This window comes from Psychromonas sp. SR45-3 (genome assembly GCF_014163575.1).
GTDB lineage: Bacteria > Pseudomonadota > Gammaproteobacteria > Enterobacterales > Psychromonadaceae > Psychromonas > Psychromonas arctica.
In genome coordinates, this window is record NZ_JACJDP010000019.1 from 35,540 (window position 1) to 57,611 (window position 22,072).

15 protein-coding genes and 3 tRNA genes are annotated in these 22,072 nt (G+C 38.0%); 7 read left to right on the forward strand and 11 right to left on the reverse strand.

Features of this window, described 5'->3' with window-relative positions:
- Nucleotides 1–205 precede the first annotated feature (205 nt).
- Nucleotides 206–544 carry a P-II family nitrogen regulator gene (locus H5084_RS11460; RefSeq protein WP_028867321.1) on the forward strand — a complete coding sequence of 113 codons (339 nt, stop codon included), beginning with the start codon at nucleotides 206–208 and terminating at the stop codon, nucleotides 542–544.
- 135 nt (nucleotides 545–679) lie between these two features.
- Here the strand turns inward: H5084_RS11460 and H5084_RS11465 are convergent, their stop codons facing one another.
- Nucleotides 680–1,471, reverse strand: coding sequence for an outer membrane protein assembly factor BamD (locus H5084_RS11465; RefSeq protein WP_182690541.1), 792 nt, complete (start codon nucleotides 1,469–1,471; stop codon nucleotides 680–682).
- A gap of 159 nt (nucleotides 1,472–1,630) precedes the next feature.
- On the opposite strand from H5084_RS11465, the gene rluD reads away from it, so the two are divergent.
- From rluD to clpB, 3 genes are all read left to right on the forward strand, one after another.
- Nucleotides 1,631–2,611, forward strand: coding sequence for a 23S rRNA pseudouridine(1911/1915/1917) synthase RluD (gene rluD / locus H5084_RS11470; protein WP_182690542.1), 981 nt, complete (start codon nucleotides 1,631–1,633; stop codon nucleotides 2,609–2,611).
- A 9-nt stretch (nucleotides 2,612–2,620) separates the two neighbouring features.
- Entirely contained in the window at nucleotides 2,621–3,376 is a 756-nt protein-coding gene (gene pgeF / locus H5084_RS11475; RefSeq protein ID WP_182690543.1) for a peptidoglycan editing factor PgeF, read from the forward strand.
- 298 nt (nucleotides 3,377–3,674) lie between these two features.
- Complete coding sequence (gene clpB, locus H5084_RS11480) at nucleotides 3,675–6,251, forward strand: ATP-dependent chaperone ClpB (protein WP_182690544.1); 2,577 nt, start codon at nucleotides 3,675–3,677, stop codon at nucleotides 6,249–6,251.
- Nucleotides 6,252–6,431: 180 nt separating this feature from the next.
- On the opposite strand, the gene H5084_RS11485 is transcribed toward clpB, so the two are convergent.
- From H5084_RS11485 to nagB, 3 genes are all read right to left on the reverse strand, one after another.
- Nucleotides 6,432–7,664, reverse strand: coding sequence for an ROK family protein (locus H5084_RS11485; protein ID WP_259396779.1), 1,233 nt, complete (start codon nucleotides 7,662–7,664; stop codon nucleotides 6,432–6,434).
- A gap of 193 nt (nucleotides 7,665–7,857) precedes the next feature.
- Nucleotides 7,858–8,994 carry an N-acetylglucosamine-6-phosphate deacetylase gene (gene nagA, locus H5084_RS11490; RefSeq protein ID WP_182690545.1) on the reverse strand — a complete coding sequence of 379 codons (1,137 nt, stop codon included), beginning with the start codon at nucleotides 8,992–8,994 and terminating at the stop codon, nucleotides 7,858–7,860.
- Nucleotides 8,995–9,104: 110 nt separating this feature from the next.
- Nucleotides 9,105–9,905 carry a glucosamine-6-phosphate deaminase gene (nagB, locus tag H5084_RS11495; protein WP_182690546.1) on the reverse strand — a complete coding sequence of 267 codons (801 nt, stop codon included), beginning with the start codon at nucleotides 9,903–9,905 and terminating at the stop codon, nucleotides 9,105–9,107.
- 268 nt (nucleotides 9,906–10,173) lie between these two features.
- On the opposite strand from nagB, the gene nagE reads away from it, so the two are divergent.
- Entirely contained in the window at nucleotides 10,174–11,640 is a 1,467-nt protein-coding gene (gene nagE, locus H5084_RS11500; protein ID WP_182690547.1) for an N-acetylglucosamine-specific PTS transporter subunit IIBC, read from the forward strand.
- A gap of 391 nt (nucleotides 11,641–12,031) precedes the next feature.
- Complete coding sequence (glnS, locus tag H5084_RS11505; RefSeq protein ID WP_182690548.1) at nucleotides 12,032–13,693, forward strand: glutamine--tRNA ligase; 1,662 nt, start codon at nucleotides 12,032–12,034, stop codon at nucleotides 13,691–13,693.
- 311 nt (nucleotides 13,694–14,004) lie between these two features.
- Here glnS and H5084_RS11510 read toward each other — a convergent pair whose 3' ends face one another.
- From H5084_RS11510 to H5084_RS11525, 4 genes are all read right to left on the reverse strand, one after another.
- Nucleotides 14,005–14,691: an exonuclease domain-containing protein gene (locus tag H5084_RS11510; RefSeq protein WP_182690549.1), complete on the reverse strand. Its 687-nt coding sequence runs from the start codon at nucleotides 14,689–14,691 to the stop codon at nucleotides 14,005–14,007.
- Nucleotides 14,691–16,535 (reverse strand): DUF294 nucleotidyltransferase-like domain-containing protein, encoded by a 1,845-nt coding sequence (locus H5084_RS11515; protein ID WP_182690550.1) that lies wholly within the window; start codon nucleotides 16,533–16,535, stop codon nucleotides 14,691–14,693. Before H5084_RS11515 ends, H5084_RS11510 begins: the two co-directional genes overlap by 1 nt.
- Before the next feature lie 84 nt (nucleotides 16,536–16,619).
- On the reverse strand, nucleotides 16,620–18,338 hold the full coding sequence (locus tag H5084_RS11520) for a sodium:solute symporter family protein (protein WP_182690551.1): 1,719 nt from the start codon (nucleotides 18,336–18,338) through the stop codon (nucleotides 16,620–16,622).
- Nucleotides 18,339–18,353: 15 nt separating this feature from the next.
- Nucleotides 18,354–18,617, reverse strand: a complete 264-nt coding sequence (locus tag H5084_RS11525; protein WP_028867334.1) for a DUF4212 domain-containing protein — start codon at nucleotides 18,615–18,617, stop codon at nucleotides 18,354–18,356.
- Nucleotides 18,618–19,190: 573 nt separating this feature from the next.
- Between H5084_RS11525 and H5084_RS11530 the strand changes: the two genes are divergently transcribed.
- Complete coding sequence (locus tag H5084_RS11530) at nucleotides 19,191–20,339, forward strand: PilT/PilU family type 4a pilus ATPase (RefSeq protein ID WP_182690552.1); 1,149 nt, start codon at nucleotides 19,191–19,193, stop codon at nucleotides 20,337–20,339.
- Between the two features lie 1,345 nt (nucleotides 20,340–21,684).
- Here the strand turns inward: H5084_RS11530 and H5084_RS11535 are convergent.
- The 3 genes from H5084_RS11535 to H5084_RS11545 form a co-directional block, all read right to left on the reverse strand.
- A tRNA-Asp gene (locus tag H5084_RS11535) sits at nucleotides 21,685–21,761 on the reverse strand.
- A 64-nt stretch (nucleotides 21,762–21,825) separates the two neighbouring features.
- Nucleotides 21,826–21,902: transfer RNA gene (locus H5084_RS11540), tRNA-Asp, on the reverse strand.
- A gap of 74 nt (nucleotides 21,903–21,976) precedes the next feature.
- Nucleotides 21,977–22,053: transfer RNA gene (locus H5084_RS11545), tRNA-Asp, on the reverse strand.
- Nucleotides 22,054–22,072: the final 19 nt, after the last annotated feature.

Here is a 22,072-nt window from a genome sequence, read left to right on the forward strand (position 1 = left end):
TAAAAGTTTGTTTTTTATTGATTTGTAAATAGTGTAATATCAATAATGATATTAGCCTGTAGATTATTGGTGGAAATGAAAGTAAGTCAGCCATATCATGATGACTGTAGCTTTAGCGGTTGGTTTGATTATTAACGTGAATATTAATAAGTCAAATACACTACTTTCATCCATTGTACTTTGAAATCAACATTAAGAGTTTATTATGAAAAAAATAGAAGCAATTATTAAACCATTCAAAATGGATGATGTACGTGAAGCACTTGCAGAAATTGATGTGACAGGTATGACAGTATCAGAAGTAAAAGGTTTTGGTCGTCAAAAAGGGCATACTGAATTATACCGTGGTGCTGAGTACATGGTGGACTTTTTACCAAAAGTTAAAATTGAATTAGTAGTTAGAAAAGAAGATGTTGAGCGTTGTATTGAAGCGATCATGAGCACGGCTCAAACGGGTAAAATTGGTGATGGCAAGATTTTTGTTACCCCTGTAGAGCGTGTTATTCGTATTCGTACCGGTGAAGAAGACGGCGAAGCAGTTTAAGCAGTGTTTAAGTAATCAGCTCTAAACTGATTGCTGTTAAATCACAAACAATAAAAAAGGAGAACTAAGTTCTCCTTTTTTATTGTTTGTGCCCTGTAAATAGCTTTATATGATTCTGATTATTTACAAATAGTATTACCAGTCAAATAGAGTCCAGCTTTCTGTGCGTTTTACCACTCGGCTATTTGGATAATTTAGTTTTAAGACTGCTAATGCATTTTTTTCTGGCTCTACTAATCCTAGCTCCCTGTAGGCAATTATCATGATCTCTAGGGCATCTTTGACAGACTCTGTATCAGGGTAATTATTGAGAACAGTTTTGCCACGGTTGATAGCTGCTATATAAGCTTCACGTTTGATATACCATTCCGCAATTGATATTTCATAGCGCGCGACTCTATCTTTGATAAATACCATACGTTGTCGAGCATCTTTTGCGTATTGACTATTCGGGTAATACTTTAGAATGTGGTTAAAGTCTTTAAAAGCACGTTGTGCGTAACTTTGGTCACGATTAAAGCGGTCCACACCAAATAGATTTTGGAAAAAGTGATCGTCAGAAGATAAGTTAGTTAGTCCACGCATATAATACAGATAATCTAAATCTTTATGAGTTGGATTTAAACGAATGAACTTATCAATATTAGCTAATGCAAGTGCCATTTCATTACGTTTATAATAAGCGTAGATAAGGTCTAATTGCACCTGTTCTGAATGAGGTCCAAAAGGGTAGCGGCTATCTAGCGCTTCTAAAATATCAGTGGCTTTTTCAAAGTTCGCTGTTTCTAGTGCGACAGAAGCCTCTTGATATAAAATGACAGGAGGTTTGTCAGCAATCTTTGGTTTATTGCTTTTTTTCGATGAACAGCCAGTAATAAAAATGGCAATGAAAAAACTGGTCGTTATTAGTCTAAGGATCTTATTCATAAGTGTTATAATGTCGGCCAATATTAAAAAGTACAGTATCGGCTATCGCCGAAAGAAATAAAAGTAAAAAAAGATAAAATGTGACAAGATAAGTCTGTCTGACAAAATACTTTTTAAAAAATCAATTACAACAGCACAAAATTACAAGAAGAGAGCATTATGAGCCAAGCATTAAACCTATCTGCAGAAGTAACAGATGAACAGTTAGGATTTCGATTAGACCAAGCAGTTGCCGCTTTGTTCCCAGATTATTCGCGTTCTCGTATAAAAGAATGGATATTAGCGGGCCTGGTACAAATTGATGGCAAAGTCTCTTCTACCCCACGTGAAAAAGTATTTACGGGTCAGATGTTAGAAGTGAACGCAGTATTAAAAGATGAAGTGACCTTTGTTGCACAAAAAATTGAAATTGATATTGTTTATGAAGACGAAGATATTTTAGTGATCAATAAACCGGCTGGGTTAGTTGTTCACCCTGGTGCAGGTAATGCCAGTGGCACATTATTAAATGCATTGTTATACCATTACCCAAGTATTGCTGAAGTACCCCGTGCTGGTATAGTACATCGATTAGATAAAGAAACATCAGGATTGATGGTAGTAGCAAAAACTGTTCCTGCACAAACTCACTTAGTGATGAGCTTGCAAGCACGCCAGATGACGCGTGAATATGATGCGATTGCCTCGGGATGTTTTACCGCTGGTGGTAAAGTGGATGCACCTATTGGCCGTGATAAAGTACACCGTACTAAAATGGCCGTTAATCATACGGCAGGTAAAGATGCGATCACACATTATCGTATTGCTGAAAAGTATCGCGCACATACACGTTTACGTTTACGTTTAGAAACTGGGCGTACTCATCAAATTCGTGTGCATATGATGTCTATCGGCCATGTATTGGCGGGCGACCCTGTCTATGGTGGTCGTCCTCGCCCACCTAAAGGAGCTTCTGAAAAGTTAAGTGAAGCATTACGTGGTTTTAGACGCCAAGCGCTACATGCGACTATGTTACGTCTTGAACATCCAATTACAGGTGAAGAGATGGAATGGCACGCTGAACCACCTGAAGATTTTAAACTGTTAGCGGCTGCGTTACGTGCAGATACTATCTCACATGAAAACGAATTAGATTTATAGTTCACTTAGATGCAGTTAATCAAACCTAATTGGGCAGCCCCTGCCCATATTCATGCTTACTCAACTACTCGCTTAGGTGGGATTAGTGAAGGTGAATTTTTAGGTTTGAATCTGGCGACACACGTTGCGGATCTTGAACTACATGTGTTAAAAAATCGTGCGTTACTCACAGAATATTTACTCGCTAATGAACAACTACATGCTCCTGATTTTTGTTGGTTAAATCAAACTCATAGTCATGATCTAATAAAATTATCTGCATCGACAGCGCAAGCAGTTAATGCCGATGCAAGTTGGACGAATAATAACGAAAGAACTTGTGTGGTGATGACTGCGGATTGTTTACCTGTGCTAGTGACAGATAAGCAGGGCAGTTTTGTTGCGGCTATCCATGCAGGATGGCGTGGATTATGTGATGGTATTATTGAAAACAGTATTGAACATATTTGTGATACGTTATCAGTCAAAACAGATCAACTTTTAGTATGGTTAGGTCCCTGTATTGGGCCTACTGCCTTTGAAGTTGGTGATGAAGTTCGAGCGCAGTTTGTTCAACAGGATGCACAAGCAAGTGAAGCTTTTGTTGCGTTTAACGATAAATGGTTAGCTAATCTGCACCTGCTAGCCAAGTTACGTTTAACGAAATTTACAGGTATTACTATTACAGAAAGTGATTTGTGTACCTTTAACGATGCGGAGTTATTTTACTCGTATCGCCGAGATGGCAGAACTGGTCGCCTTGCTTCTTTTATCTGGATTGATTAAAACTAAAAACAGTTACAATGCTTTTATTGAAGCTGTGGTTATTGAACTGTCGTTATTGAACTGTCGTTATTGAACTGTTGTTATTGAAATCGTAGTTATTGAATCGTAGTTGCTCACCCTCAATTTATACTTAACCCTAAATTTACTAACCTATTCTTAGCATTAATACGCTTATCATTAGTTTCCTAATATTTAATTTATAAATATATTCTTTTTTGTTCATTATTTTGCTTTTACCACCTTGAAATTATTCTCTTTACCCCCATCTTTTATAGGTAAACATTTCAGGAGAATCATCATGCGTTTAGATAAATTAACTAGCAAATTTCAATTGGCATTATCCGATGCCCAATCTATTGCTTTAGGCCGTGATCATCAATACATCGAAGCGACACATGTCTTGTTAGCAATGCTCAATCAAGACGGTGGCGCAATCCGCGGTATTTTGTCTGATCTTGAAATTAACATTAACCTAATGCGTTCACAGCTATCTGCCATGTTAGATAGAATGCCTAAAGTATCTGGTATTGGAGGGGAAATACAGCTCTCTAATCAGTTGGGTATTACCTTTAATTTATGTGATAAGTATGCGCAAAAAGCAAAAGATAAATTTATTTCATCGGAAATATTCTTAGTCGCAGTTTGTGAAGATAAAGGCGAACTAGGAAAAGTGTTAAATAAACTTGGCTTAACAAAAAGCAAAGTTGAAAGTTCTTTAAAGAAAATCCGTCAAGGTCAAACTGTTACTGATGTTAATGGTGACGGCCCTGAACAAGCCCTAGACAAATATACTATCGATTTAACCGAACGTGCGGCGGCAGGTAAACTTGACCCAGTGATTGGGCGTGATGATGAAGTACGTCGCATGGTACAAGTGCTACAGCGCAGAACTAAAAATAACCCCGTGATCATCGGTGAACCAGGTGTCGGTAAAACGGCTATTGTGGAAGGTTTAGCACAGCGTATTGTGAACGGAGAAGTACCGGAAGGTTTGAAAAATAAACGTGTTTTATCATTGGATATGGGGTCATTGATTGCCGGTGCCAAATACCGAGGTGAGTTTGAAGAGCGTTTAAAAGCAGTGTTAGCGGAGCTAAACAAAGAAGAGGGGCAAATCATCTTATTTATTGATGAATTGCACACTATGGTAGGCGCTGGTAAAGGCGATGGCGCAATGGATGCGAGTAATATGCTTAAGCCTGCGTTAGCACGTGGAGAGTTACACTGCGTAGGCGCGACTACATTAAATGAGTACCGTCAGTATATTGAAAAAGATGCGGCATTAGAGCGCCGCTTTCAGAAAGTACAAGTTGACGAACCAACAGTTGAAGATACGATTGCGATACTACGTGGTTTAAAAGAGCGTTACGAATTACATCATCAAGTTGAAATAACCGACCCTGCGATTGTGGCTGCGGCGACGTTATCACATCGTTATATTTCTGATCGCCAATTACCCGATAAAGCTATTGATTTAATTGATGAAGCTGCGTCGAGTATTCGCTTGCAAATGGACTCTAAACCTGAAAGTTTAGATAAATTAGGGCGTAAAATTATTCAACTAACCGTAGAGCAAAAATCACTGCAGAACGCTACCGATGAAGCCAGTGTAAAACGGTTAAATGATATTGAGCAAACTTTAAGAATTAAAGGCAAAGAATATAAATCTTTAGATGAAGTGTGGAAAACAGAAAAAGCGGCGCTATCTGGTACACAAAATATAAAACAAGCTTTAGAGCAAGCGCGTATGGATCTAGAAGTCGCTAGCCGCGCGGCTGATTTAACACGTATGTCTGAACTTCAATATGGGCGTATTCCAGATTTAGAAAAACAATTAGATTTAGCATCTCAAGCTGAAATGCAAGAGATGACGTTGTTAAAACACTCTGTCACAGAGAATGAAATTGCGGATATCCTATCGCATTGGACCGGGATCCCTGTGTCTAAAATGTTAGAGGGCGAGCGAGATAAATTATTAAAAATGGAAAAACATCTTCATTCTCAAGTGGTTGGGCAAAATGAAGCAATTGATGCTATTGCAAATGCAATTAGACGTAGCCGTGCTGGGTTAAGTGATCCTGACCGTCCAATTGGTTCTTTCTTATTCTTAGGCCCTACCGGTGTGGGTAAAACGGAATCATGTAAAGCATTAGCGAACTTCTTGTTTGATAGTGTCGATAACATGGTACGTATTGATATGTCGGAGTTTATGGAGAAACATTCTGTCTCTCGTTTGGTTGGTGCTCCTCCAGGTTATGTGGGTTATGAAGAGGGTGGTTACTTAACGGAAGCGGTACGCCGTAAACCTTATTCTGTTATTTTATTGGATGAAATAGAGAAAGCACATCCTGACGTTTTTAATATTCTATTACAGGTATTAGATGATGGACGATTAACAGATGGGCAAGGGAGAACCGTTGATTTTCGTAATACAGTGATCATCATGACCTCTAATATAGGTTCTGAAATAATTCAAGAGGCGTTTCCTCGCGCTTCCTATGACGAAGTTAAAAACACGTTATTGGGTGTGTTAGCGAAACAATTCAAACCAGAGTTTTTGAACCGTATTGATGAAACAGTAGTGTTCCACCCATTAAGTGAAAAACACATTAAATCGATTGCAACGATTCAATTACATGCATTACAGACACGCCTTAAAGCAAGGGATTACCATCTAACGTTTAATGATGCATCGATTGAATTTTTGGTTAGCGCTGGATATGACCCTGCCTATGGTGCTCGTCCGTTAAAAAGAGCGGTGCAACAGTTGTTAGAGAATGCATTAGCACAGAAAATATTATCGGGAGAGTTAACCACGGGTAGTAATATATTGGCTGATGTTGAAGACGGGAAAATAGTATTTGTGCAACAATAGCGTGCTGTCACTGTTTTTACTAAGCTAATTCATACTTAATGATACAGCACTGTGAAAGTACAATGACGGTAAGCAAAATGACAAAGGCCAATGATTAATATCGTTGGCCTTTTTATTTGCAGGGGCAGCTAAATATTTTATGTGAATCAGGCAGTTAAGCTTTTTATACGAAGAAAATAGTTAAACTTTGATCCTTTGTAATAAATCACCCTCATAAATCGCCTGTTTAATTAAAGCAAAAGCGGCAATGCTTAAATCAGGCTTTAATTCAGTTGAAGTGACGATCAGTTGATCATGAAAATTAGGCAGTGTTTGTTGTTTAATGCAATCTTCAATGGTAGAAAATAATACCTCACCTGCTTGTATTATTTTACCTGTGATCACTATTTTTTCTGGGCTTAATAGATTCACTAATATGGCAATATTTTTACCCAAATAGTTGGCTGCCTGTTGCGTGATTGCATAACATAATTTATCACCACTTGCTGCTGCTAGATAAATATCATCAATGTTCATGCTATTCACATCCAATACACAATCACTGCCAGCATTGATCGCTGCTTTAACTTTATCGTAAATCACCAGATCGCTGACCTCTGTTTCTAAACAACCAATATTGCCACAATGACAGCGTTTACCTGTGGGGTTGGTTTGGATATGACCTATTTCTCCGATATTACAGCTTTTACCTAGTAGTTCTTTATTTTCGATAATAACTCCTGAACCAACGCCGTGATGAACACTGATCAACACTGAATCTTGCGTGTTTTTGGTGGCACCAAAGTAATTTTCAGCCAATGCAAGGCAGCGAGTATGGTTGCCAATAAAGGTAGGAATATTAAACGTACTTTCAATTTTATTAACTAAAGGGTAATCATTTAAAGGATAAGTTGGCGTATAAACCACGATGCCTTTTTTAGGATCAACCAAGCCAGAAAGGGTAATGGAAATAGCAGATATTTTTTCATTAATTAACGGCGGCTGAGTCATAAACTTTGCAATTTCAGCGATCAGAAATTCAATTAACAAATCACTGCTCTCAACCTTAGGAATAGCTATCTGTTTACTCATTAAGTTAATGCCAGATAAATTATAATGCACGATCGACAATAATTTTTGGCCCAACTTAATGGCAATCACATTTACGGCATCAGAATTTGGCGCTAAAGAGATGGCTCTTCGTCCGCCCGTAGATGCTTGTAATTCAACTTCTGCAATCAATCCATTTTCAATTAGTTGACGCGTTATTTTAGTCACACTCGCGGGTGCTAATCTACTTATCTTTGCTGTTTTAACGCGAGAAATAGGTGCGTATTGCTCAATGATTTTATAAATGATGGCACTATTTAACTGCTTTATTTGTTCGATATTAGCTATGGTTGTTTGCATCGTATCGTGATTGACTGTGTTCATTAAGTGAATACCTACCGTGGTGTTTATCTCGACGCAATGATAGCAGATTTTTTTAGGTCAAAGATGAGGTTTAAACAAAAGACATTAACTTTAAAAAGTATGCCTTTTGACCCAATAATTGTTATGTGGAGCCAGTATCGACATTCGAGCACGTAGTTGGTGCTCGCCTATTGAATGTTGTATTAAAGTGTTGTTATTCAGTTGCTTTATAATTACCGTTAACGACGGTGCCGGTGACTTTATAATCATTGTTAAAAATAGCTAAGTTGGCAATTTTACCCACTTCAATACTGCCTAGTTTATTATCTACAGAAATCGCTTTCGCAGGATAAATGGTTGCCATACGAATCGCTTCTTCTAAACTAATGCCTACAAATTTTACACATTGTTCAATTGACTCTATTAAGGTCACAGCGGAGCCTCCTAAGGTACCATCTTTGCCAACACACTTTCCCTGTTGGTAATAAACAGTGGTGCCTACAAAATCAAATTCACTAATATCAGATCCCGCAGGCGCAGTTGCATCGGTCACTAGTATTAATTTATCACCCATGATTCTTTTTGATAAACGTACATTTTCGTAAGCTACATGAAAACCATCGACGATAATGCCTGCGTAGATATTATTATCGTAAATTGCACCTACTACGCCGGGCTCTCGTCCGCTAATAGATGTCATTGCATTAAATAGATGCGTGGCAGAAGAGGCGCCGTGTCGAATCGCCGCAGTGGCCTGTTGATAAGTGCCATTGCTGTGCCCTAAAGAAACCACAATTCCTGCATTGGCTAGCTGTTCAATAAATGCGTTCGGCGTTTTTTCCGGTGCGATGGTTATTTGACTAACGACATCACTATTTGCACAGATCAAATCAATCATTTCAGGATCGGGCTGACGAATAAACTCCTGGCGATGAATACCTTTTTTCTGCACGTTAATATAAGGGCCTTCGAGGTGTAATCCGAGTACTTCATTAGGCTTTTTTTGCATATATGCACGTGTTACATGCAGTGCTTTTTTAATACCTTGGTCAGTATCGGTAATAAAAGTTGGAAGGTAGCTGGTGGTCCCTGATTTGAGATTAGCTGCTTGCATTGTCGCTAGTGTTTGCTCTGTTTCTGCACCATTAAACATAACACCACCACAGCCATTTAATTGTAAATCAATAAATCCAGGTGTTAAGTTTTGACCCTGTAAGTCAATACGATCAATATTATTGGTTAATGCATTGATCGGTATGATCGCGCTGATTTGTTGACCTTCAATAACGACTGCATGATCAATAAGAATTGATTGAGTTGTATAAATAGTGCAATTGGTAAGTGCATACATTATAAATCTCTCCTTGGGCATACTTCATTAGATAAACGGATGCGTTTCAATCTAAGTGATAAATCAGGTCCAACTGCAATATCTGTTATGTTAAACCTGATGTGAAGTGATTATAGGAAGCGGATATTTTCTGCTTCTAGTTCGGTGAAGTACTTAAGTGTTTTAACTTTAAGCTCCATCGTTGATGCTGAATCACATACGATAATTGCTTTTTGATGTAGTTGTAATGCGGTAACAGTCCAGAGATGGTTGACGCTGCCTTCTACAGCAGTTTGCAATGCTAACGCTTTATGGTGGCCAGTGACAAGTGTTAATACTTCTTCTGCGTCTAATAATGTACCGACGCCAATAGTCAGCGCTAACTTAGGTACTTTATTAATATCGCCATCGAAAAAACGCGAGTTAGCAAGACGAGTGTCGGGTGTTAATGTTTTAACCCGAGTACGTGATGCTAATGATGAACCTGGTTCATTAAAAGCAATATGGCCATCACTGCCAACGCCGCCCATGAATAGATTAATTTTACCGTAGCTTTTTATTTTATCTTCATAGCGTTGACACTCTGCACCCAGATCTTCAGCTAGGCCATTTAATAAATTGATATTTTGAGCCTGAATATCGACATGGTTAAAAAAATTATTATGCATAAAGCTATGGTAACTTTCAGGATGAGCAGGCTCCAAACCAACATATTCATCCATATTAAAAGTGACAACGTGTTTAAAGCTGATCTTTCCTGCTTTATGTAACTCAATGAGGTGTTGATAAGTTGCCAACGGCGTACTACCCGTGGGCAAACCTAAGACAAAAGGGCGATCCGCAGTGGGGTTAAACTTATTAATTTTATTAACGATGTATTGAGCGGACCATAAACCAACATCGGATAAGTTGTTAAGTGGAATCAAGCGCATTTTAATCTCCAGGTAATGAATATCTCTACTTAATTCTCATCGTAAATTAAGTTTGGGTTTAACGCCACTTATTTTCACTTTTTAGTTCAAATATAAGTGATTTGAATCACAAAATAGGGGGATTGCATTTGCGCGTTTTAAGAAACTCTTTAGAGTCATAGGCTAGACATGTTGATGAAAGGCGTTCCATAGGACCAACTTGATAACAACAGGTTCTAATCATAATAATCAATGCGAATTAAGTCGCTGTTTCAAGGAGAGTAAAATAGTGAATATTTTAGGATATATGCAAAAAGTGGGCAGGGCCTTAATGGTTCCAGTGGCAGTATTACCCGCTGCAGCAATTTTAATGGGGATTGGTTATTGGATTGATCCTAATGGCTGGGGTGGTGATTCTCAATTGGCGGCTTTTTTAATTAAAGCGGGTGCAGCTGTAATTGACAACATGGCGCTATTATTTGCGGTGGGGGTTGCTTATGGCATGTCTAAAGATAAAGATGGTGCTGCTGCGTTATCTGGTTTAGTAGGTTGGTTAGTGGTTACTACACTACTTGCGCCAGGTGCGGTTGAGCAAATTACTGGAGAAGCAGCTAATGCTTCTTTTGGACGAATTGAAAATCAATTTGTTGGTATCTTAATCGGTATTATATCTGCTGAATTATATAATAAATTTTCAGAGGTTGAGCTACACAATGCTTTATCATTTTTCTCGGGCCGACGTTTAGTGCCGATTGTGGTTTCAATGGTAATGATTGTGGTGTCATTTGTTTTAATGGCTATTTGGCCACTTATTTTTACTGGCTTACAGCATTTTGGAGAAACCATTTCTGGTATGGGCGATATAGGTGCCGGTATTTACGCTTTTTTCAACCGCCTATTAATTCCTGTTGGTTTGCACCATGCACTCAATTCAGTATTTTGGTTTGACGTAGCGGGCATTAATGATATCCCTAACTTTTTAGCTGGCCAGGAAACCATCACTAAGTTTGCCGCAGAAGGTAAAACAGCTATTGGTACTGTTGGTATGTACCAAGCGGGTTTCTTCCCTATTATGATGTTTGGTTTGCCGGGTGCTGCATTAGCAATTTATACGACGGCAAAAGCTGAGCATAAGCAAAAAGTGGCTTCTATTATGTTAGCTGCTGCATTAGCCTCATTCTTTACTGGTGTGACAGAGCCTTTAGAGTTTTCATTTATGTTTGTAGCGCCGTTATTGTATGTTGTACATGCAGTATTAACAGGTGTTTCAGTATTTATTGCCGCTAATATGGAATGGATGGCTGGATTTGGCTTCTCTGCTGGTTTAGTGGATATGGTACTTTCTTCACAAAACCCACTCGCTAAACAATGGTATATGCTGTTAGTTCAAGGTGTTGTCTTCTTTGGTATTTATTATTTTGTATTTTTAACATTAATTAAAACACTTAATCTTAAAACACCAGGTCGCGAAGATAACGAGACGGAAGTAGTTAATACCGCTACTAAAGCTGTTGAAGGTAATGACCAATTAGCCACTAGTTATGTTGCTGCATTAGGTGGCGCTGATAATATCGAAGTGATTGATGCCTGTATTACTCGTTTACGCTTAACCTTAAAAAACCGTAGCATCATAAAAGAATCAGAACTGAAGGCGTTAGGGGCAATGGGTGTTGTGAAACTAGGAGATAATAATCTTCAGGTGATCATTGGTCCGCAAGCTGAAAGTATTGCTAATAGAATGAAATTATTAAAATAAGCATAAATAAATGACTTAACTAGGCACTCTTTGAGTGCCTATTTTTTTATTTTAAAAAAGGGGGGATAGTTATAAATGACAGCGAATAGTGATTCTATTGTACTGATTAATACACCTGCTTTATAATTGAAAATTTGACCAAAATAAGTATCACCTCTGCGGCTTTACCTCTTAAATTACCTTGTTTTTCGACCTAACGTGTAGGTTTTTTTATTAATGAAAAGGCTATGACGCTTAATTTATTGCCTTTAACAATCGCTATCGACCTAGTGAAATCACGAGAACAGCTATATATCACCGTGAACCTTTCATTTACCATTATTTCACTTGAGCTTAGGGCTAGAATATACGATGATTGCCTCTTTATGAATCATGTATTTTAGAGGTCACAATGTCTGAACTGGAAGCACGCCCAAGTAATTTTATACGCACCATTATTGAAAACGATCTTGAGAGTGGTAAACACCAGACAATCCATACGCGTTTCCCGCCTGAGCCCAATGGTTATTTACATATTGGTCATGCAAAATCTATCTGTTTAAATTTTGGTTTAGCGCGCGACTATCCTAATGCTGCCTGTAACTTACGTTTTGATGATACCAATCCAGTTAAAGAAGATGCTGATTATGTTGCTGCAATCGAAAAAGACGTCTCTTGGTTAGGATTTGAATGGCAAGGTGATGTTCGTTATTCATCTAATTACTTTGAACAACTTTTTGATTACGCCGTAGAATTAATCGAAAATAATAAAGCCTATGTTTGTGAATTAAATGCAGAGCAAACTCGTGAATATCGCGGAACCTTAACTTCTCCTGGTAAAGATAGTCCATTTAGAGATCGTCCTATTGAAGAAAGCCTAGACTTATTCAAGCGTATGCGAGCGGGTGAGTTTGCAGAAGGCTCTATGATGTTACGTGCAAAAATCGATATGGCTTCGCCTAATATGAAAATGCGTGATCCGGTTATTTATCGTATTCGTTTTGCTCATCACCATCAAACTGGTGATAAATGGTGCATTTACCCAATGTACGATTTTACACACTGTATTTCGGATGCGATTGAGGGGATTACTCACAGTTTATGTACGTTAGAGTTTGAAGATCATCGTCCATTATATGATTGGGTTTTAGCGAATATCAGCATTGAGTGTAAGCCACGTCAAATAGAGTTTTCACGTTTAAACTTGCAATATACATTAACGTCTAAGCGTAAATTAAATGCATTGATCGAAGAAAACATAGTCACAGGTTGGGATGACCCTCGTATGCCAACTATTTCTGGTATGCGTCGTCGTGGTTATCCTGCTGCTTCACTGCGTGAATTTTCAAAACGCATTGGTGTAACAAAACAAGAAAATACCGTTGAATTAGCCTCTTTAGAAGCTTGTGTACGTGAAAACCTAGAAGCTAATGGTGCACGTGCAATGGCAGTCCTTGACCCGATTAAAGTGACTATTTCAAACTATGAAGAAGGTAAGATTGAACAACTTGTCGCACCTGCTCATCCTAAAGATGAAAGTATGGGTACACGTATTGTTCCTTTTACGCGTGAAATTTATATTGATGCTGCTGATTTCCGTGAAGAAGCAAATAAAAAATATAAGCGTTTGGTATTAGGTAAAGAAGTTCGTTTACGTAATGCTTATATGATTAAAGCTGAAGAAGTGATCAAAAATGATGCTGGTGAAATTACAGAGATTATTTGTTCATACGATCCAACCACTTTAGGTAAAAACCCTGAAGATGGACGTAAGCCAAAAGGGGTTATTCACTGGGTAAGTGCAACATCAAACCATCCTGCTGAGTTCCGCATTTATGATCGTTTATTTACGGTAGAGAATCCAGCGGCTGCAGAAGATATCCATGCTGTTATTTATCCTGAATCATTAGTGGTTAAACATGGATTTGTGGAAAATAGCTTAGTGGAAGCACAACCTGAGGTTGCTTATCAATTTGAGCGTGAAGGCTACTTCTGTGCTGATAATAAAGACTCAAGTGCTGACAAGTTAGTGTTTAATCGCACGGTTGCATTACGTGACTCATGGGCTGGTTAATATAAAGCAAAGTTTGTTTACTAAAAAGGTCTGCTCAACGCAGGCCTTTTTTATTAGTATTTAATGATAGCAACTCCGCTAACTAACTGGTCAATCTTACAGGTTAAAATGAACTATTTTCGCGTCAAAAATTTGTAAATAGAACAACCATTTACGGCAACTTTTGCCTTAAACTAGCTCCTTTTTTCTGCGTAATATTTGATCATGAAATTAACGGAATTGGTATTATTTTCTAATATTCAAAAATTTCTAGATTCAGCAATTTATCTGATTAAAAAATTCTAATATCATTTATGAAAGGTCAATGCGCTTTAATGTCTGTTCAATAACTGCTGTAGCGTGACTTTATCTATGCCCCCCATCTTACTTAATTGCGCTAATAATAATTCAGCACAAGCTAAAGCATCGGTTAATGCGTTATGTGCATTATAGATAGGCAAATTATAGCGCTCTCTACAGGCATTTAAACGCAAGCTGCTGGTGTTTAAAGATTGATGTTTACGTAGCTCTCTTTTTTTATCGATTAGCAATGTATCAATAGCAAATAGCGCAAAAGACTGTTTTGCCGCACCCACTAAGGATTGTTGTAAAAACTGTAAATCCAAGCTCGCATAATGAGCTACGATGACTTTATCTTGGCACTGCTCAAATAACCATTGCAGCACTTCTTGTAATGGCAGTGCATTATCAAGGTGCCTATCTAAAACACCATGAATGACAGCACTTTGCCCGACGGTTCCTTGTATTTTAATGAGTTTATATTGTGCAAGTTTAGGTTGGATCTTCGCATTAATGATAGGGATCACCCCAATGCTCACCATTTGATCTTTTTTGCTGTCTAAGCCTGTCATCTCAATATCTAACGCTAATAGTTTAATGTCTGAAATGGGGCTATCTAGTTGGCTTAATAAGTATTGGTAATGATCTTGTAAGGCATTCAGCTTGTTATTTTTAATCAAGCGTTTTAATTGATACTGTAACCACCATCGTTGAAACATTAAAATTGCCTTAAGAATTTTAGCCTAATTGTGCCTTGTGCTTCATGAATCACTTTAAAGGCATCCTTTAATTGATGACGAACTAATGAAGACAGACTATCGGGTAAAATATAGTTAGAAACAGGTTGTGTATTATTAAATTGCTGCCCTTGATTGGTAAGGCGTTTATGGGCAATAAATTCCCAAGCATCCAATAAATTCATTGCAACTTCTTTATCTATTTTAGATTTTTCGATTAAACTTTCTAGACGTTTGCTAGTGTTTACTTCTTCTATACCTGCTGCTAGTGCATAGGTTCTAACGATGTCATTGATTAAAGCATTGCCTTTATGTTTTAAATCTATCCCTTTTACTTCACTACCATCTCGTTCAATTACAAAACTTCTGAAGAATCCTAATGGCGGTGTCGATTGCAGTGCGTTTTGACTTAGTGCAGCAAGAAATATGTCATTTCCTTTAGTCTTGTTTAATACCGTTGTTTGTAGGGTTGTGAATAGACTTAACTCTCCATATATACCGCGCATATCAAAGAAGATAGTTGCGTTTAATAATGCACTGGGTTGAGGCGTATTGACCCATTTTGAAAATTGTTGTTGCCACTGTTGCAGTGTTAATTGCCACTGTGGATTTTGTGCCATGATATTGCCAGGGCAAAATGGAAAACCACACTCATTCAAAGCACTACAAACAAATTCAGAAAGTTGCTTAAAGTAACATTTATCTTGTTCAGAAGGCGTTTTCTCTAAAATTAATGCACTATCTTGATCTGATCCTGCCATTTGATCTTGGCGGCCCTGTGAGCCAAATGCTAGCCAACAGAATGCCATTGGAGCAGGGCCAAGTTGTTTTTGTTTTAATACGATTAAACGACGTGTTAATGAGTCTGTGACAGAGGTAAGAATACGGCCTATTTCAATGGCCTTAGCATCACTGCTAATTAGGTTGTGTAATAAGTCAGGTATCTTTTGGCTAACTTGTATCAATGCTTCTAAGCTATTCTGACGTTCTATTTGACCAATTAACAATAATGGCTGAGAGCTTTGACTGCGGATTAAGTCTGTACTGGTGATGATTGCGATTGGTCTTTCTTGGTCGACCACAGGTAAATGATGAATATTATTTTCACTCATTTTTAACATCGCTTCAAAGATCAATGCATTTGGTTCGATAATCGTCGGTTCTTTGGTCATGATTTGTTCAACGAGTAGGTCACCGCCGAGTCCTTTTGCTAAGACACGATTGCGTAAGTCACGATCGGTTAAGATACCGCACAATTTATCTTGGTTAACAACAACCAGAGAGGAGAGACGTTTCTTAGACATTAGCTGTGCAGCTTCATGAATGCTGGCATCGGCAGTGATGGTGGTGAGATCTCTGGACATAATGTGAGTAATACGGGCGGTACTGATATGGCTATGTTGTAATGATCCCTGGTTGCGTAATCGTTTGGCAAAGGCTTGATTAAAAAAACGGTCGAATGAATGACTATTAGCGCGTAATTGATCAAACATTTTAGCTGAAAGGTGGTAGACCAGCGCATCCTCTAAAATATGTACTTGGTTGACGATTTTTTCGCCCGATAGCATACCGCTAAAGCCAAAATATTCGCCTTCCGCGACTCTATCAATGAGCTCTCCTTGTTGAGTGGTTACTTCAAATGCACCACTACGTACAATATATAATTGCGGCTCATTACTGTCTACGTTGACCAACTTTTGTTGTTTGCTGTAATAGGAGATAGTTAATTCTTGGCAACATTGTTTTATCGTTTGTTCATGTAAAGAATCAAAAGGGGCTAATTTGCGCATGAAGTCAAAAATGGGTTGTAACTCACTGTTATCCATAAGCACCTAGCTATAAGTTGTGGAAATGTTTGAGGTTAAAAGATCTAAAAAAAGCGCCGAAGCGCTTTTAAATTAGAGTTTATTTTAATGATCGTGTGCTTCGCCTGCTCCTTTAGGGAAACGAATTGATTCGACCATATCGACCACTTCTTGCGGAATTGGCGTAGTCATTTTGCAGACTATAATGGCAACGGCAAAGTTAATTACCATACCTAACATACCAATGCCTTCTGGCGATACACCAAACAACCAATTTTCAGACATATTCGCAGCTGGGTTTACAAATTTAAAATAAACAATGTAAGCAGTTGTAAATGATAAACCTGCTAGCATACCTGCGATAGCGCCTTCCTTATTCATTTTTCTAGAGAAAATGCCCATAGTAATCGCTGGGAATAAAGAGGAAGCGGCGAGACCAAAGGCAATGGCGACCACGGCGGCTACAAATCCTGGTGGGTTAATACCAAAGTAACCCGCCATGATGATGCCGGCACCCGATGCCATTCGCGCATACATTAACTCCTTTTTATCGGAGATATTGGGCATTAAGTTCTTTTTCAGTAAATCATGAGAAACAGAAGTTGAAATAACTAACAATAGACCTGCCGATGTAGATAATGCAGCAGCTAGACCACCTGCAGCCATTAATGCAATAACCCATGCAGGTAAATTTGCCATCTCTGGAGTTGCTAATACGATGATGTCGCGGTCAACATTCATTTCATTGGTTTCTGTATTTGAATAGAACATTCTACCGTCATTGTTCTTATCTTCCCATTTGATTAAACCTGTTTTTTCCCAGTTCTCAATCCACATTGGCGCTTCAGCATGAGGTACACCTTGGCTTTCAGGACCATTAATAGATTGGATCATGTTTACTCGAGAAAATGAGGCAAGTGCAGGGATAGTGGTGTACATAATGGCGATAAACAATAATGTCCAACCCGCAGAACTACGCGCATCTTTCACTCTTGGTACGGTGAAAAAGCGTACGATTACGTGTGGTAAACCAGCAGTACCAAACATCAATGCACCGGTAATAAATAGAACATCAATCATGTCTTTAGAGCCTTGGGTATACATTGAGAACCCTAAGTCTGTAGAAAGACCATCAAGTTTATCCATTAAATAAACACCTGAACTATTACCCGTTGCATCCAGTAATTCTGCACCGAATCCTAATTGAGGGAAAATATGGCCTGTCATCATGATTGAAAGGAAAACAGCAGGTACCATGAAAGCAAAAATCATCACACAATATTGCGCTACTTGCGTGTAAGTGATCCCTTTCATGCCACCTAAAACAGCATAGAAAAATACCACACACATGCCGATATAAACACCGGTATCAACTTCTACTTCTAGGAAGCGAGAAAATACAACACCTACACCACGCATTTGACCAGCAATATAGGTAAAGCTGATGAAGATGGCACAGATAACGGCCACGGTACGTGCAGATTGTGAATAGTAACGGTCACCAATGAAGTCTGGCACGGTGAATTTACCAAATTTACGAAGGTAAGGAACCATCAATAGAGCCAACAGTACATAACCGCCTGTCCAACCCATGATGTATACACTACCGTCATAACCAACGAAAGAAACAATCCCTGCTAGTGATATAAATGAAGCGGCTGACATCCAGTCTGCTGCTGTTGCCATACCATTCAAAATAGGTGGTACACCCCCGCCTGCTACATAGAACTCTTTTGTTGAACCCGCTCGTGTTTTAATTGCAATGCCTATGTACATGGCAAATGTAACCCCAACCACTAAATAGGTTAATGTTTGAACATCCATCTTTATTACTCCCTGTTATTCGTCAACACCATATTTTTTGTCAAGTGTGTTTGATTTTTTTACATATACAAAAATCAGTATTAAAAAGACATAAATTGAACCTTGTTGAGCGAACCAAAATCCTAATTTAAAGCCCATAAAACTGAATTGATTTAATATATCAACGAGTAATACGCCGCAACCAAATGAGACAAAAGCCCAAATAGCCAATAATTTGATCACTAGTTTTAGATTTTCATTCCAATATCCCTTTGCTTTTTCTGCGTCTTCAAAACTCACTGTCATTCTCCTTAATGGTCTTAACGAAGAAGAGATTTAAAAGCGAAAACAGTTTTTTTGTGTTTAATTTAAACATTAATCAAACAAAAAATAAGCATTCACTTTTTTAGCTCTTATCTAACGACTTAAAAAATAATTTCCTTATCAAATAAGCGTGCGTTAATAGTATGTTAAATTCATTATTTTAGTACGCTGAGACAAAGAGCTAGATCATGTTTTATCGAATGAAAATTGAGCAGTTCATCACATAAGGAATCTATAGTATTGTTTTTGTGATTAAAGTTCACATAGTGCAGATGAGTATTTAGTATGACTTTACGGAGATAAGTTACTTCAGGAAAAATTTTAAAAAATAAAAAGTGAATTTTTATGCGCATTAATTAACATTTAATTCACATTTTAGTTTCTTTTTTATACTGATATAAAGTGGCTTATAGGTGTTGCTGAGGTCGGCTCCCATAAATGCTATTTATGGAGCGATAAAATAAGTGGAATATTTAGTAAATAAATAAAAAAATGTAATTCAAGACTATAATCAATGGAATTTAAAATTAACAGGTTAGTAGAGAAGTTATGGAATTTGAAAAAATGTTACACGAACTTGCAAGTAGGGATGGTTCAGACCTGTACTTAGCTACTGGGGCGCCACCTTCTGGAAAGTTTGAAGGGCAATTAACTCCTCTGATAGAGACTACTTTAAAGCCAGGTGAAGTGAGTGAAATCGCTTACCAAATAATGGATAGTGAACAAAAAGCTGAATTTGAACAGACATTAGAGATGAATCTGGCTATCTCTTTAAGTGGTGTTGGTCGTTTCCGTATCAATATATTCAAACAACGCAATGAAATCTCTATCGTTGCACGTAATATTAAACTAGATATCCCCAAGTTTGATGATCTGCGTTTACCTGAAGTACTTAAAGAAGTCATTATGATGAAGCGTGGTTTAGCTTTATTTGTAGGGGGGACTGGGTCGGGTAAATCAACGTCTTTAGCCGCATTAATCGATCATCGAAATGAAAACTCATCTGGGCATATTATTACTATTGAAGATCCCGTTGAGTTTGTACATCGCCATAAAAAAAGCATTGTTAATCAAAGAGAAGTAGGAGTTGATACGCGAAGTTTTCATGCTGCATTGAAAAATACTTTACGTCAGGCACCGGATGTTATTTTAATAGGGGAAATACGTGATAAAGAAACAATGGAACATGCATTATCCTTTGCTGAAACAGGGCATTTAGTTATTTCAACATTGCATGCGAATAATGCAAATCAAGCAATAGACCGTATTATTAACTTTTTCTCTGAAGATAGACGTATTCAGCTATTAAATGATTTAGGTAATAACTTAAAAGCGTTTGTTTCACAGCGTTTGATCCAAACCATCGATGGAAAGCGTTGTGCAGCAGTAGAAGTCATGATGGGTACCTTAACCATTCGCGATATGATTAAACGTGGTCAATTTGAGCTATTAAAGGAGGTAATGGAAAAATCGAAATCGCTTGGTATGCAAACCTTTGACAGCGCATTATTTGATTTAGTGAAAGAAGGGCGTATCAGTGAAGAAGAAGCGATAAAAAATTCAGATTCACCAACCAACTTAGCGCTTAAATTAAAACTTGATAAAGGCAATATTGCAGATTTAGAAGAAGATAGCAGTAACAAAGGTGGTGGTCTAACACTTGAGCCAAAAAGCAATGATGACCTTAGTTTTTCGTAAATAGACGTTATTTTTCAATTATTCCTATCAAGCGCTTCGGCGCTTTTTTTTATGGGTACTCCTAACTAATTGCATTCATTTATTAAATCCAAGCATTGAGATATTTTTAAAAAGTAAAATTTTATCCATTGCTGGTGGAGTGGATGGAGTTTGGATGCCTGAGCTCTGACGAGATAGGCGGTTTCCTGTAAGTAAAGAGTCAATCAACTCAACTGCTAGTATTTGAAAGTATTATTTTTTAAGGGATTTTAATTAGGGAAGCTTAATTGATATTTTTTTAGGAATTAACTTTTATACACTGTTGGCGGAGTGAACGGGATTTAAATGCGAGAGCTTTGACGAGACAGGCGGTTTCCTGTAAGTAAAGGCTCTAATAAAGAGTCAACCAACTGAACTACTATTCATTTGAATGTATATTATTTTTTAGGGATTTTAATTAGGGAAGCTTAATTGATATTTTTTTAGGAATTAACTTTTATACACTGTTGGCGGAGTGGACGGGATTTGAATGCGAGAGCTCTGACGAGATAGGCGGTTTCCTGTAAGTAAAGGCTCTAATAAAGAGTCAACCAACTGAACTGCTATTCATTTGAATGTATATATTTTTTTTTAAGAGATTTTAATTAAGGAAGCTTAATTGATATTTTCTTAGGAGTTAACTTTTATACACTGTTGGCGGAGTGGACGGGATTTAAATACGAGAGCTTTGACGAGATAGGCCGCGTGCTCTAATAAAGAGTCAACCAACTGAACTGCTATTCATTTGAATGTATATTATTTTTTAAGGGATTTTAATTAGGGAAGCTTAATTGATATTTTTTTAGGAATTAACTTTTATACACTGTTGGCGGAGTGGACGGGACTCGAACCCGCGACCCCCGGCGTGACAGGCCGCGTGCTCTAATAAAGAGTCAACCAACTGAACTGCTATTCATTTGAATGTATATTATTTTTTAAGGGATTTTAATCAGGGAAGTTTAATTGATATTTTCTTAGGAATTAACTTTTATACACTGTTGGCGGAGTGGACGGGATTTGAATGCGAGAGCTCTGACGAGATAGGCCGCGTGCTCTAATAAAGAGTCAACCAACTGAACTGCTATTCATTTGAATGTATATTATTTTTTAAGGGATTTTAATCAGGGAAGTTTAATTGATATTTTCTTAGGAATTAACTTTTATACACTGTTGGCGGAGTGGACGGGATTTGAATACGAGAGCGCTGACGAGACAGGCCGCGTGTTCTAATAAAGAGTCAACCAACTGAACTACTTAGTATTTGAAGATATTGTTTTTTGGGGATAACTGTATTGATACATACTGATAAGTAACTTTTATACACTGTTGGCGGAGTGGACGGGACTCGAACCCGCGACCCCCGGCGTGACAGGCCGGTATTCTAACCAACTGAACTACCACTCCTCCGAGTGTATAACAGTTTTACCACTTTATTTTAAATCGTTGTGATCTCGATTAAACACACTGTTGGCGGAGTGGACGGGACTCGAACCCGCGACCCCCGGCGTGACAGGCCGGTATTCTAACCAACTGAACTACCACTCCACGAGTGTGTTACAGTTATTTCTTTATAAATTAATAATGGTGAAATAAACCATTTAGCTTTCATATAATACTGTTGGCGGAGTGGACGGGACTCGAACCCGCGACCCCCGGCGTGACAGGCCGGTATTCTAACCAACTGAACTACCACTCCACTGGAGTATTACAGTTCA

What these genes read in the sequence shown, in the direction of transcription:
- H5084_RS11460 (WP_028867321.1), top strand. Translation starts at nt 206, where the DNA reads ATGAAAAAAATAGAAGCAATTATTAAACCATTCAAAATGGATGATGTA.
- H5084_RS11465 (WP_182690541.1), bottom strand. Translation starts at nt 1,471, where the DNA reads ATGAATAAGATCCTTAGACTAATAACGACCAGTTTTTTCATTGCCATT.
- rluD (WP_182690542.1), top strand. Translation starts at nt 1,631, where the DNA reads ATGAGCCAAGCATTAAACCTATCTGCAGAAGTAACAGATGAACAGTTA.
- pgeF (WP_182690543.1), top strand. Translation starts at nt 2,621, where the DNA reads ATGCAGTTAATCAAACCTAATTGGGCAGCCCCTGCCCATATTCATGCT.
- clpB (WP_182690544.1), top strand. Translation starts at nt 3,675, where the DNA reads ATGCGTTTAGATAAATTAACTAGCAAATTTCAATTGGCATTATCCGAT.
- H5084_RS11485 (WP_259396779.1), bottom strand. Translation starts at nt 7,664, where the DNA reads ATGAACACAGTCAATCACGATACGATGCAAACAACCATAGCTAATATC.
- nagA (WP_182690545.1), bottom strand. Translation starts at nt 8,994, where the DNA reads ATGTATGCACTTACCAATTGCACTATTTATACAACTCAATCAATTCTT.
- nagB (WP_182690546.1), bottom strand. Translation starts at nt 9,905, where the DNA reads ATGCGCTTGATTCCACTTAACAACTTATCCGATGTTGGTTTATGGTCC.
- glnS (WP_182690548.1), top strand. Translation starts at nt 12,032, where the DNA reads ATGTCTGAACTGGAAGCACGCCCAAGTAATTTTATACGCACCATTATT.
- H5084_RS11510 (WP_182690549.1), bottom strand. Translation starts at nt 14,691, where the DNA reads ATGTTTCAACGATGGTGGTTACAGTATCAATTAAAACGCTTGATTAAA.
- H5084_RS11515 (WP_182690550.1), bottom strand. Translation starts at nt 16,535, where the DNA reads ATGGATAACAGTGAGTTACAACCCATTTTTGACTTCATGCGCAAATTA.
- H5084_RS11520 (WP_182690551.1), bottom strand. Translation starts at nt 18,338, where the DNA reads ATGGATGTTCAAACATTAACCTATTTAGTGGTTGGGGTTACATTTGCC.
- H5084_RS11530 (WP_182690552.1), top strand. Translation starts at nt 19,191, where the DNA reads ATGGAATTTGAAAAAATGTTACACGAACTTGCAAGTAGGGATGGTTCA.